The organism is Bradyrhizobium sp. Crot121, assembly GCF_059512385.1.
This window is the reverse complement of the sequence record NZ_JCAMOR010000025.1, coordinates 104,528-115,957: the sequence shown is the minus strand read 5'-3', so window position 1 is coordinate 115,957 and position 11,430 is coordinate 104,528. Positions and strand designations below refer to the sequence as shown.

Annotated in this window: 10 protein-coding genes; 6 read left to right on the top strand and 4 right to left on the bottom strand. The window is 65.1% G+C overall.

The annotated features are described in order from the left end of the window. Nucleotides 1-166: 166 nt before the first annotated feature. The gene (locus AC5ZGW_RS22365; RefSeq protein ID WP_130229922.1) at nucleotides 167-1,429 is read right to left on the bottom strand and encodes a serine hydrolase domain-containing protein; all 1,263 of its coding nucleotides are present in this window, start codon (nucleotides 1,427-1,429) and stop codon (nucleotides 167-169) included. 98 nt (nucleotides 1,430-1,527) lie between these two features. Between AC5ZGW_RS22365 and AC5ZGW_RS22360 the strand changes: the two genes are divergently transcribed. Continuing rightward, nucleotides 1,528-2,340 (top strand): lytic murein transglycosylase, encoded by an 813-nt coding sequence (locus AC5ZGW_RS22360; RefSeq protein ID WP_028168223.1) that lies wholly within the window; start codon nucleotides 1,528-1,530, stop codon nucleotides 2,338-2,340. Nucleotides 2,341-2,493: 153 nt separating this feature from the next. Here the strand turns inward: AC5ZGW_RS22360 and AC5ZGW_RS22355 are convergent, their stop codons facing one another. Then, nucleotides 2,494-3,405 carry a DUF3313 domain-containing protein gene (locus tag AC5ZGW_RS22355; RefSeq protein ID WP_245475078.1) on the bottom strand — a complete coding sequence of 304 codons (912 nt, stop codon included), beginning with the start codon at nucleotides 3,403-3,405 and terminating at the stop codon, nucleotides 2,494-2,496. A 356-nt stretch (nucleotides 3,406-3,761) separates the two neighbouring features. On the opposite strand from AC5ZGW_RS22355, the gene AC5ZGW_RS22350 reads away from it, so the two are divergent. From AC5ZGW_RS22350 to AC5ZGW_RS22330, 5 genes are all read left to right on the top strand, one after another. Further along, nucleotides 3,762-4,565, top strand: coding sequence for a crotonase/enoyl-CoA hydratase family protein (locus tag AC5ZGW_RS22350; RefSeq protein ID WP_130229921.1), 804 nt, complete (start codon nucleotides 3,762-3,764; stop codon nucleotides 4,563-4,565). A 19-nt stretch (nucleotides 4,566-4,584) separates the two neighbouring features. Continuing rightward, on the top strand, nucleotides 4,585-6,450 hold the full coding sequence (locus tag AC5ZGW_RS22345; protein WP_496113960.1) for a feruloyl-CoA synthase: 1,866 nt from the start codon (nucleotides 4,585-4,587) through the stop codon (nucleotides 6,448-6,450). Nucleotides 6,451-6,470: 20 nt separating this feature from the next. Continuing rightward, nucleotides 6,471-7,232, top strand: a complete 762-nt coding sequence (locus AC5ZGW_RS22340) for an SDR family NAD(P)-dependent oxidoreductase (protein WP_130229919.1) — start codon at nucleotides 6,471-6,473, stop codon at nucleotides 7,230-7,232. A 9-nt stretch (nucleotides 7,233-7,241) separates the two neighbouring features. Continuing rightward, entirely contained in the window at nucleotides 7,242-7,661 is a 420-nt protein-coding gene (locus AC5ZGW_RS22335; RefSeq protein ID WP_130229918.1) for an acyl-CoA thioesterase, read from the top strand. Between the two features lie 92 nt (nucleotides 7,662-7,753). Next, nucleotides 7,754-8,905, top strand: a complete 1,152-nt coding sequence (locus AC5ZGW_RS22330; protein ID WP_130229917.1) for an ABC transporter substrate-binding protein — start codon at nucleotides 7,754-7,756, stop codon at nucleotides 8,903-8,905. A gap of 22 nt (nucleotides 8,906-8,927) precedes the next feature. Here the strand turns inward: AC5ZGW_RS22330 and AC5ZGW_RS22325 are convergent, their stop codons facing one another. Next, complete coding sequence (locus tag AC5ZGW_RS22325; protein WP_130229916.1) at nucleotides 8,928-9,659, bottom strand: ABC transporter ATP-binding protein; 732 nt, start codon at nucleotides 9,657-9,659, stop codon at nucleotides 8,928-8,930. Then, nucleotides 9,656-11,425: a branched-chain amino acid ABC transporter ATP-binding protein/permease gene (locus AC5ZGW_RS22320; protein ID WP_130229915.1), complete on the bottom strand. Its 1,770-nt coding sequence runs from the start codon at nucleotides 11,423-11,425 to the stop codon at nucleotides 9,656-9,658. The genes AC5ZGW_RS22325 and AC5ZGW_RS22320 overlap by 4 nt, the downstream gene beginning before the upstream one ends. Nucleotides 11,426-11,430: the final 5 nt, after the last annotated feature.

Genomic DNA, 11,430 nt, shown 5'->3' with positions numbered 1-11,430 from the left:
TTTTTCCAGGCGACGATCGCCAAATCGCCCCAGCCCCACCTCCATCGACATACGACCGCTCTCCACAAGACCGCCTCTCGCCAGGGAATCAGTCTTCGCCGATCTTCGCAACAAAGATGTGTGCATTAGATAGCCGGAATGACGGAGGGGCAACCGCCGGCGCGCCTCACCGCACCGTGGCGCCGTAGACGATGTCCTGGACCTGCTCGCGGTAATACTTTCGGAGCTCGCCCGGCGCCGCCGTTCCGACCACCACAACCAGGCGCTCCTTCGGGTCGCAGAAGAACTGCGTGCCATAGGCGCCATTCCAGGTGAACTCGCCGGGGTTGCCGGGGACCGCTGACAGACCTTCGCTCGTTCGCACCGCCACCCCGAGACCGAAACTGAAGCCGCCGCGATGCGGCTCCACGTTCGCGACGTTGTTCTTGATCTCGGGCCCGAGGTGGTTGGAGGTCATGTGATGCACCGTCTTGGGCCCGAGAATGCGTTTTCCCTCGAGCTCCCCACCATTGAGCAGCATCTGGCCGAAGCGGAGATAGTCGCCGACGGTGGCAAACGCGCAGGCGCCGCCGCAGTCGAACTTGGTCGGCGTGTCGAGCAGCCTGATGCTCTGCGGCCTGCCCGTCAGCGGGTCATTCGGAAACGGTCGGGCGAGACGGTCGCGCTGGCCCTCCGACGGATGGAACGTGGCGTCCTTCATGCCGAGCGGCTGCCACACATTCGCAGCCAGATAATCGCCGAGCCGCTGCGAGGTGACTTTTTCGATCACCGCGCCCAGCACGTCGATCGAGAAGCCATATTCGAATTCCGTCCCCGGCTGGTGTACCAGCGGCAGCTTCGTGATGCGATCGATGAAGGCCTGCGTATCGCCCTCGACTGCGGGCGCCGTGCCGTCAGGATAGAGGCGCGCGAGCGGGCTCGCGCTGTCCGGCCGACCGCCATACATCAGGCCGGAGGTGTGGCGATAGAGGTCATGAATGGTGATCGGCGAAGCCTGCGCTTCCATCTTCAGTGAACCGTCCACCTGCGGAACGCCGACCTTCATGTCGGCAAAGGCCGGATAATAGTTGGCGAGGCTGGCCTGCAGCGGCAGGCGGCCCTGCTCCATCAGTGTCAGCCCGGCGACCGCCGCAAGCGGCTTGGTCATGGACGCCAGCGCGAAGACGGCATCGAGCGACATCGGCGTGCCCTTGGCCGGGTCGAGCTGGCCGTAGGCTTTGTAGAGCACGAGCTTGCCGTCCCGGGCGATCGCGACCACGGCGCCGGGCACCCGTTTCGCCGCAATCTCGCGGGCGAAGAAATCGTCCAGCCGGGCAAGGCCCTGTTCCGAGAATCCGACGTCATCAGGCTTGGCTTCGGGCAATGGCGCAGCATGTGCCATTTCGAGAACGAGGCCAGCAGCCACGGCCGCGGCGATGAGCCTTTTCATGATTTCCTCCCCGGTGCGGATTTCGCCCGATTGTTATGCGATTTATGCGTCCACCCAATTTATGCTTAAATCATGTCTGCCGACCAACGGAGTTCGAGATGACCAGGAAACTTGCAACCGCCGCCCTCATCGCCTTTGCGACGCTGGCGCCTTTCGGCACAAGCGCGAAGGCGGCGCAATGCGGTAACGGTCCCGGCGGTTTCGAGGCCTGGAAGGCGGAATTCGCCCGCGAGGCGAGTGGCAAGGGCATCGGACAAGCCGGTGTCGCCGCCTTGATGCAGACGCACTATGCCAGCGCGACCATCGCCGCCGATCGCGGCCAGCGCAGCTTTGGCCTGTCGCTCGACCAGTTTCTCGCCAAGCGCGGCGCCTCGACCATCGTCGCGCGCGGACGATCGCTCAAGCAATCCCACGCAGCGCTGTTCGCCTCGATCGAGCAGCACTACGGCGTCCCACCCGGGCCGCTGATCGCGATCTGGGGCATGGAGACCGGCTTTGGAAGCCAGCGCGGCAATCAGAACATGCTGTCCTCAATCGCCACTCTTGCCTATGACTGCCGCCGACCCGAGTTCTTCACCGATCAGCTCTACGCGGCGCTGAAGCTGGTCGACCGGGGCGTGCTGTCGGCAAGCACACGCGGATCCATGCATGGCGAGGTCGGCCAGACCCAATTCATGCCGAAGAACATCCTGGCCTATGGCACCGGTAATCTCGACGTGGCCGCCAACGCGCTCAACTCGACCGCCAACTTCCTTAAGGCCCACGGCTGGCGCGCCGGCGCCGGCTACCAGCCCGGCGAACCCAACTTCGCGGCGATCGAAGCCTGGAATGCCGCCGGCGTCTATCAGAAGGCGATCGCGATCATGGGCCGCCAGATCGACGGCGAAGGCCGTGCCTCGGCGGCGAGGTGACGGTTGGTAGGGTGGGTTAGCGTCCGCCGAAGCTCAAAGAGCGAAGGCGGAGGCGTAACCCACCGGCTTGGTCGCAAGGAAACGGCGGATTACGCTTTTCACCTGCGCTAGTTGATGTAGCGGAGTTCGGGACGCTAATCCGCCCTAAGATTTCTACTGAGCCTGCGCAGTCGTGGTGCTCGCGTCGGGCACCTTGTCGTTCCAATCCGGCGGTACGCCGATCGCTCCTCCGACCAGGCCCGCGATGCCCGGCTCGCGGCCGAATGCTTCGCACGCCGCATATTTCGGCGCGCCACCCGCCCATGACTGGATGCGATCCATGGAAGGTGGTTTCCCGAGCCCTCCGAAGGGTGTCTTGCCGGTGACCAGCATGCGGCTGAAATCGTCGCCGAACGCACTCGCCAATTCGTAGGCATCGCCCGACGGAGACACACGCGCCGAACCGGAGAGGGCATTCGCGCCGCGCCCCCAGACCATGGCGCCTTCCTGCTTGCCGTCGCGCGCCCTCGCTTCCGCTTCGACCGACAGTGAGCCAAGGCCAATGGGAATGCGCGGAACCGGCACCGGCACGCCGGGCAGCAGCACGGTCTTGGCAACGGATGCCCCTTTCGATGCCGCCACCGCCTTCTCGTCGGTCGGCGTCATCTGCGTGATCCGCGAATGAACCGTGATATCCGCGTCGTCGTTCGCGGCGACCACGGTGAAGCGTTCGCTGAGGCCGGCGCAAAGGGAGCGATCGATCACATTGGCGACCAATCTTCGCTCCTGATCCGTGATCCCCTCCACCCTTGCCTTCTCGGCAATCGTCGCGGGGACGATCCGCACGGTGCGTGCCGCCAGCACCTCTTGTTCACGCACATAGAGCTTCGACTTCGTGACCACGCCGTCGGAGGGTTGGAGCTGACTATACGATGTCAGCGACCCGCCCTCATCCAGCGCCACCGTGGCGCAGCCAGACATCAGGCAGGCCGCGGCCAACGCCGCCACACCCTGCAACCTGGCGCGACCGGACAAATTCCGCATCCGCCGTCGGAGCAGATTCGGTAGCAGGCGATGTACGACCATCTGACAGTCCTGTTTCTGACGGCAATGCTGACGAGCGCCAGATGCACGACCGATTGAGGCGGAGATATGCTCTTCTCAATACAGATCGATGATTGCGAAATCCTGTCGCAATCGCCGCCGGTATCGTGGTGGGATTCGCTCTGCCGCATCACGCTTGGGTCGTCCCGCCGAAGGCAGGGATGAAATCGTAGGATGGGTAGAGCGCAGCGAAACCCATCATCCGCAGCTTGCTCCATCGCGATGGGTTTCGCTGCGCTCTACCCATCCTACGGGGCTCGCTCGCGATGACGCATCGTATTGACTCCCGGGCCAATCGTTATAAGGTATAACTATTCTGGGAAGGAAACAATAAGGCCATGGGAAACGCCGACTCCGCCGCGAGCGAGGATCGCGCGGCGCTACTGACAATCGAGAATAACGGCGCGGTCCTGACCGTGGGCCTCAACCGGCCGGCCAAGCGCAATGCGCTGAACGACGGCATCATGCTGGCGATCCAGGATTGCTTTTCCGACATCCCCGATGGCGTCGGTGCCATCGTCGTCCACGGCATCGGCGACCATTTCTCCTCCGGCCTCGATCTCTCCGAACTCTCCGAGCGCGACGCGACCGAAGGCCTGCAGCATTCACAGATGTGGCACCGGGTGTTCGACCGCATCCAGTACAGCCGCGTGCCCGTGATCGCCGCACTGAGGGGCGCCGTGATCGGCGGCGGGCTGGAGCTTGCCTGCGCCGCGCATATCCGCGTCGCCGAACCGTCAGCCTATTTCGCACTGCCCGAAGGCCAACGCGGCATCTTTGTCGGCGGCGGCGGATCGGTGCGGCTGCCGCGCCTGATCGGCGTGCCCCGCATGATCGATATGATGCTGACGGGACGCGTCTATTCCGCGACCGAAGGCGCGGCCTACGGCTTCGCACAATATCTGACGGACGCGGGCGGCGCATTGCCGAAGGCGATCGAGCTTGCCGAGCGTATCGCCGGGAATGCGCCGCTGACCAATTTTGCGGTGCTGCAGGCGCTGCCGATGATCGCCGAAGCCAATCCGCAGACCGGGCTGTTGATGGAATCGCTGATGGCGACGGTGGCGCAGAGCGACAAGGAGGCGAAACGCCGGATCCGCGAATTCCTCGAGCACAAGACCGCGAAAGTGAAGCCGACCTGAGATGAGCGCGAGAGCCGACATGTCAGCGCTAGTTACAGACGTCGCCGCGCATCCGCTGCGCGCGATATCGTTCGGCAATCCCGCTGTTATCATCGAGCGCCGCGACGATGGCACGATCTATCTTCGCCCACGCAGCAAGCTCCTCGATTATCCGCAGCGCATCACCGATCGGCTGCATCACTGGGCCGCCACCGAGCCACACCGCGTGTTCATGGCCGAGCGGGCAACAGGCGGCGCTTGGCGCGAGATCACTTACGCTGAGCTGCTCGATGCCGCGAGGCATATCGCCTCCGCTCTGATCGCGCGCGGCCTGTTGGCGGAAAAGCCGCTTGTGATCCTCTCCGGCAATTCGATTGACCACGCGCTGCTCGCGTTCGGCGCGCTCTATGCCGGCGTGCCGTTCTGCCCGGTGTCGCCGGCCTATTCACTGGTGTCACGCGATTTCGGCAAGCTCGGTTTTGTCATCAAGCTGCTGACGCCCGGCCTTGTCTTCGCCGATGACGCCGGCAAGTTCGCCGCAGCGCTGTCCGCGAATGTAGCGCCAGAGACCGAGATCGTCGCCACGCGCGGCGACCTTCCCGGCCGGGTCGTGACCAGACTTTCCGAGCTGCTGGCCACGCCGGAGCATCCGCTGCTCGACGCGACACACCAAGCCATCACGCCGGACACGATCGCGAAATTCCTGCTGACTTCCGGCTCGACCGGCAACCCCAAGGCCGTCATCAACACCCAGCGCATGCTCTGCGCGAACCAGGTGATGTTGCGCGAGACATTGGCGTTCCTGAAGGACGAGCCGCCTGTCATCGTCGACTGGCTGCCCTGGAATCACACCTTTGGCGGCAACCACAATATCGGGCTGACGCTGTTCAACGGCGGCTCGATGTATCTCGATGAGGGCAAGCCGATGCCCGGCGGCATCGAGGACACCGTGAAGAACCTCCGCGAGATTTCGCCGACGGTCTATTTCAACGTGCCCAAGGGCTATGAATCGCTGCTGCCCTATCTGCGCGACGATGCGAACCTGCGCGCGAAGTTCTTCGGCCGCCTGCACGCGATGTTCTTCTCGGGCGCGGCGCTGTCGCCCTATGTCTGGAACAGCCTCGACGAGCTTGCGGTCCGCGAGACCGGCTTCCGTGTGCCGATGCTGACCGGGCTCGGCGCCACCGAGACCGCGCCGTTCTTCATGTCGGTGCGACCCGACACCAGCCGCTCCGGCCATGTCGGCCTGCCCGTATCAGGCAACGAAGCCAAGCTGTTGCCGAACAACGGCAAGCTCGAAGTGCGCGCCAAGGGGCCGAACGTCACACCGGGCTATTGGCGCCAGCCCGAATTGACCGCCGCCGCCTTCGACGAAGAGGGCTTCTACAAGTTCGGCGATGCGCTGAAGCCGGCCAAAGCGGATGATCTTGATGCCGGCTTCGATTTCGATGGCCGCATCGCCGAGGATTTCAAGCTCGCCAGCGGCACCTGGGTCAGCGTCGGCCCGCTCCGCGCGCGCTTCATCGCGACCTGCGCGCCGCTGGTGCGCGACGTCGTCATCGCCGGCATCAACCGCGACGAGATTTCCGCCATCGTGATCCTGGATCTCGACGGCTGCCGCGTCATCAACCCGGCGCTGTCAGCCAACGATATCGCGGCGGCGGCGTCCGATTCCCTGGTCCGCGCCGCTTTCCGCGAGCGCTTCGCCCGCTTCCTCGCCAGCGCTACCGGATCGTCGACCCGGATCACCCGCGCGATCCTGCTCGATGCGCCGCTATCGATCGATCGCGGCGAGGTCACCGACAAGGGTTCGGTCAATCAGCGCGCGGTGCTGGAGCATCGCGCAGCGCTGATCGAGGCGCTTTATGCCGATGTGCCGCCTGCGCACGTCATCCCATTGAGCTGAGTTTTATAAGGGAGAAGATCATGCAGTTGAAGGATCAGGCCGCCATCGTCACCGGTGGTGCATCGGGACTGGGCGCCGCGACCGCGCGCCGGCTCGCCGCGCAGGGTGCCAAGGTTGCAGTGTGCGACCTCAACGCAAAGCTTGCCGAAAGCGTCGCGGCCGAGATCGGCGGCGTTGCCGTGATCTGCGACGTGTCGGATGCGGCCTCAGCGGAAGCCGCGGTCGCGCAGGCTGCGACAGCGCATGGCCCGGCGCGCATCCTGGTCAACTGCGCCGGCATCGGCGTGGCAAAGCGCGTGATCGGGCGTGACGGCCCGATGCCGCTCGGCGATTTCGACAAGGTGATCAAGGTCAACCTGCTCGGCTCCTTCAACATGCTGCGGCTTGCGACCGCGGCGATGGCAAAGCTCGAGCCGCTGCCAACCGGCGAACGCGGCGTCGTGATCTCGACGGCGTCGATTGCCGCCTATGACGGCCAGATCGGCCAGGCGGCCTATTCGGCTTCCAAGGGCGGCATCGTCGGCATGACGCTGCCGATCGCGCGCGAGCTCGCGCAGTTCGGCATCCGTGTGCTGGCGATCGCGCCCGGCCTGTTCCTGACGCCACTGCTCGCAGGTCTGCCGCAGGAAGCGCAGGATTCGCTCGCCGCCTCGATCCCGTTCCCGCACCGGCTCGGCGACGCTGGCGAGTTCGCTTCGCTGGCGCTGCACATGATCGACAACCCCTACCTCAACGGCGAGGTGGTGCGGCTCGATGCCGCGCTTCGCATGGCGCCGCGCTGAGGCCAGCGCATGTTCGTGCACCGGCGCGATGTGCAGATCCAGTGGGGCGACTGCGACCCCGCCAACATCGTCTACTACCCGCGCTATTTCGCGATGTTCGACGATTCGACCTCGATCATGTTCGAAGCGGCCGGCTTCTCGAAACAGGACCTCGTCCGCAACTACGGCCTGGTCGGCATTCCCATGGTCGACACGCGGGCGAAGTTTTACATCCCGTCGACGCACGGCGACTGGATTACAATTGAAACGCGGGTGGAAAGCATCAAGCGCTCGAGTTTCGAAGTGACGCACAAGGTGTTCAAGGGCGAGGCGCTGGCGATCGAAGCTTTCGAAACCCGCGTCCTCGTCGGCCGTGATCCGAACGATCCCGCAAAATTGAAGTCCGCGCCGTTTCCGCAGGAGATCATTGACCGTTTCATGAAGGGCTGATTTGAGTGCCCTGTTCTATTGACCTAAAGAAGGGGCTGGATTGGCCCTGCCAGTTGCTTACACCGACAAGAATAATTGAAAGGGAGGAATGAATGAGGAAGGCTTATCTCGCCGCCGCTGCGCTGGCTGCGGCGCTGGCGCTGCCGGGCACGCCGGCATCCGCGCAGAATAACGAGATCGTCATCGGTATCTCGATCTCGACCACGGGGCCTGCCGCGGCGCTCGGCATCCCCGAGCGTAACGCGCTGGACTTCGTGCCGAAGGAGATCGGCGGCGTGCCGCTCAAGGTGATCGTGCTCGATGACGGCGGCGATCCGACCGCGGCTACCACCAACGCGCGGCGCTTCATCACGGAATCGAAGGCCGACATCATCATGGGCTCCTCCACCACTCCGCCCTCGATCGCGGTCTCCACCGTCGCCAACGAGGCTGGCATCCCGCATTTCGGACTGGCGCCGTTTCCGATCAACGAAGCGCGCGCGAAATGGTCGGTCGACATGCCGCAGTCGATCCCGATCATGGGCAAGGTCTTGTACGAGCACATGAAGGCGCACGGCATCAAGACCGTCGGCTATATCGGCTACTCCGATTCCTACGGCGACCTCTGGTTCAACGACTTCAAGGCCCAAGGCGTGCCGATGGGCCTGCAGATGGTCGACGAAGAGCGATTTGCCCGGCCCGATACCTCGGTCGCGGGCCAGGTGCTGAAGCTCGTCGCAGCCAATCCCGACGCGATCCTGGTCGGTGCCTCCGGCACTGCCGCGGCGCTGCCGCAGACCGCGTTGCGCGAGCGCGGCTACAAGGGCCTGATCTACCAGACCCACGGCGCCGCGAGCATGGACTTCGTCCGCATCGCCGGTCCCGCGGCGGAGGGCGTCATCATGGCATCGGGCCCGGTGATGTCGCCGGAGAGCCAGCCGGACAGCGCGCTGACCAAGAAGCCAGGGCTTACGCTCAACACCGCCTATGAGGCGAAGTATGGCGCCAACAGCCGCAGTCAGTTTGCCGGCCACTCCTACGACGCCTTCGAAGTGTTGAAGCGCGTGATTCCGGTCGCGCTGAAGGCCGGCAAGCCCGGCACGCCGGAGTTCCGCGAAGGCATCCGCCAGGCGCTGATGAGCGAGAAGGAAATCGTCGCTACGCAAGGCGTCTACAACTGGACCGACAAGGACCGCTACGGTCTCGACGATCGCTCGCGGATCCTGCTCACGGTGAAAGACGGCAAATACGTGCCGGCGATGTGACGATGCGGGGCGGGAGCGTGGATCAAACCGCGCTCTCGCCCTCATGCTGGAAGCCGAGATAGCTTGCGGCGACGCGCTGGTTGCTGGCGATGTCGCGGGCCGCTCCGCTGAGCACGAACTCGCCGAGCTCCATCACATAGGCGCGGTCGGCGATCTGTAGCGCGGCCTGGGCGTTCTGCTCCACCAGCAGCACCGACACGCCGGCGGCGCGAAGCTCGCCGATGGTGCGGAAGATGTCGGCGACAATGATCGGCGCGAGGCCCAGGCTCGGCTCGTCCAGCATCAGGAGTTTCGGAGCGCCCATCAGCGCCCGCCCCATCGCCAGCATCTGCTGCTCGCCGCCAGAAAGCGTGCCGGCGAGCTGCTTGCGCCGCTCCCTCAGCCGCGGGAACAGGCTGTAGACGCGCTTGAACGAATTTGCCGCGGTCGCCTTCGGGACCCGGAATGCGCCGAGCTGCAGATTGTCCTCGACATTCATGGTCGCGAACAGTTCGCGGTGCTCCGGCACGAGGCTGAGGCCCGCCGCAACACGGTCCTCGATGTCGAGCGTGGCCATGTCTCGGCCTGCGAAGGCGGTGCGGCCCTTCAGCGGCAGGATGCCCATGACGGCGTTGAGCAGCGTGGTCTTCCCGGCCCCATTGGCGCCGATGATGGTGACGATCTCGTTCTCGTTAACTTCGAGCGAGACGCCGCGCACGGCTTCGACCTTGCCATAGGCGATATGCACATCGGACACCGACAACAACGCGCTCATGCCGCGGCTCCGAGATAGGCCTTGATGACCTCGGGGTTCTTCTTGATCGCCTCCGGCGTGCCTTCCGCGATCTTGGTGCCGAAATCGAGCACGACGATGCGGTCGGCGAGGTCCATGACAAAACCCATGTCGTGCTCGACCAGCAGCACCGACATGCCGCCGTCGCGCAATTGCCGCAGCAGCGCCGCGAGCCGCTGCTTCTCCATGTGCCGCAGCCCCGCGGCGGGCTCATCGAGCAGCAGCAGCATCGGGTCGACGCAGAGCGCGCGGGCGATCTCCACGATGCGCTGCTGGCCGAGCGAGAGCGAGCCCGCGAGCTGGTCGATCTGGTCGGTGAGCCCGACGCGCTCGATCTGCCGTGCGGCTTCCGCGAGCAGCCGCGCTTCATCCGCGCGGTCGAGGCGGAGCATGCTGGCGACAGCGCCGGACGCGCCGCGCAGATGGGCGCCGATCGCAACATTCTCCAGCACCGTCATGTCGGGCACCAGCTTGACGTGCTGGAAGGTGCGGGCAACGCCGAGCTTGACCACCTCCTGCGGCGGCGCGTTCTCGACCTTCCTGCCGAGCACGGAGATGGCGCCGCTGGTTGCGGTCAGGACGCCCGTGATCAGGTTGAAGGTCGTGCTCTTGCCGGCGCCATTGGGGCCGATCAGCGCCACGATCTCTCGGGCCCTGACGTCGAAGCTGACATCGTTGACGGCGGTGACGCCGCCGAACTGCTTGCGCGCCTTGTCGAGCTGCAGGAGCACGGCAGACGTCGTCGGCGCACGCTCCCGGGCCGGCAGCGTCAGCGAATTGTCCACCGTCCTGCGGACCGCCTTGAACGGCAATCGCGCCATCAGCCACGGCCAGACGCCGGATGGCGCGAGCTGCAGCAGCATCACGAGGAGGATGCCGAACACGATGGTCTCGAGCTGGCTCTGGCCGCCGAAGATGTAAGGCAGATAGCTCTGCAGCACTTCCTTCAGGATCACGACGATGCCGGCGCCGAGCACCGCGCCCCAGACATAGCCGGCGCCGCCGACGACGGCGATAAAGAGATATTCGATGCCGGCCTGCGGACCGAACGGCGTCGGGTTGGCGGCGCGCTGGAAATGCGCATAGAGCCAGCCGGACAGGCCCGCCAGCACCGCAGCGTAGATGAACACCAAGAGCTTGGCGCGCGGCGTCTGCACGCCGAAGGCTTCGGCCGCGATGTGGCCGCGGCGCAGTGCGCGGATGGCGCGGCCGGTGCGCGAATCCAAAAGGTTCAACGTCAGCACCGCTGAGAGCAAGACCGCGATCCAGATCGCATAGTAGATCGTGCCGGGGCTCAGCATCTTGTAGGAGCCGATCGCAAGCGGCGGGATGCCGGAGATGCCGTCATTGCGGCCGAGGAATTCGAGCTTGCTGAAGAGGTAGAACAGCGCGATGCCCCAGGCGATGGTGCCGAGCGGCAGATAGTGGCCGGACAGCCGCACCGTGACGATGCCGAGCAGCACCGCGGCGATGCCACTGACCAGGAGCGAGACCGGCAGCGTCAGCCACGGCGAGACGCCATAGGCGGTCGTCAACACCGCCGTGGTGTAGGCGCCGAAGCCGCAGAACGCCGCCTGCCCGAACGAGGTGAGCCCGCCGACGCCGGTGAGCAGCACCAATCCCATCGCCACCAGCGCGGCGAGGCCGATATTGTCGAGCAGCACGATCCAGAATGGCGGGATGCCCGGCACCAGCGGGATCAGCGCCATCACGAGGGCGAAGATGATGAGAGGCAATCGCTGCGTCATCGCGC

What these genes read in the sequence shown, in the direction of transcription:
- AC5ZGW_RS22365 (WP_130229922.1), bottom strand. Translation starts at nt 1,429, where the DNA reads ATGAAAAGGCTCATCGCCGCGGCCGTGGCTGCTGGCCTCGTTCTCGAA.
- AC5ZGW_RS22330 (WP_130229917.1), top strand. Translation starts at nt 7,754, where the DNA reads ATGAGGAAGGCTTATCTCGCCGCCGCTGCGCTGGCTGCGGCGCTGGCG.
- AC5ZGW_RS22325 (WP_130229916.1), bottom strand. Translation starts at nt 9,659, where the DNA reads ATGAGCGCGTTGTTGTCGGTGTCCGATGTGCATATCGCCTATGGCAAG.
- AC5ZGW_RS22360 (WP_028168223.1), top strand. Translation starts at nt 1,528, where the DNA reads ATGACCAGGAAACTTGCAACCGCCGCCCTCATCGCCTTTGCGACGCTG.
- AC5ZGW_RS22335 (WP_130229918.1), top strand. Translation starts at nt 7,242, where the DNA reads ATGTTCGTGCACCGGCGCGATGTGCAGATCCAGTGGGGCGACTGCGAC.
- AC5ZGW_RS22355 (WP_245475078.1), bottom strand. Translation starts at nt 3,405, where the DNA reads ATGGTCGTACATCGCCTGCTACCGAATCTGCTCCGACGGCGGATGCGG.
- AC5ZGW_RS22345 (WP_496113960.1), top strand. Translation starts at nt 4,585, where the DNA reads ATGTCAGCGCTAGTTACAGACGTCGCCGCGCATCCGCTGCGCGCGATA.
- AC5ZGW_RS22320 (WP_130229915.1), bottom strand. Translation starts at nt 11,425, where the DNA reads ATGACGCAGCGATTGCCTCTCATCATCTTCGCCCTCGTGATGGCGCTG.
- AC5ZGW_RS22350 (WP_130229921.1), top strand. Translation starts at nt 3,762, where the DNA reads ATGGGAAACGCCGACTCCGCCGCGAGCGAGGATCGCGCGGCGCTACTG.
- AC5ZGW_RS22340 (WP_130229919.1), top strand. Translation starts at nt 6,471, where the DNA reads ATGCAGTTGAAGGATCAGGCCGCCATCGTCACCGGTGGTGCATCGGGA.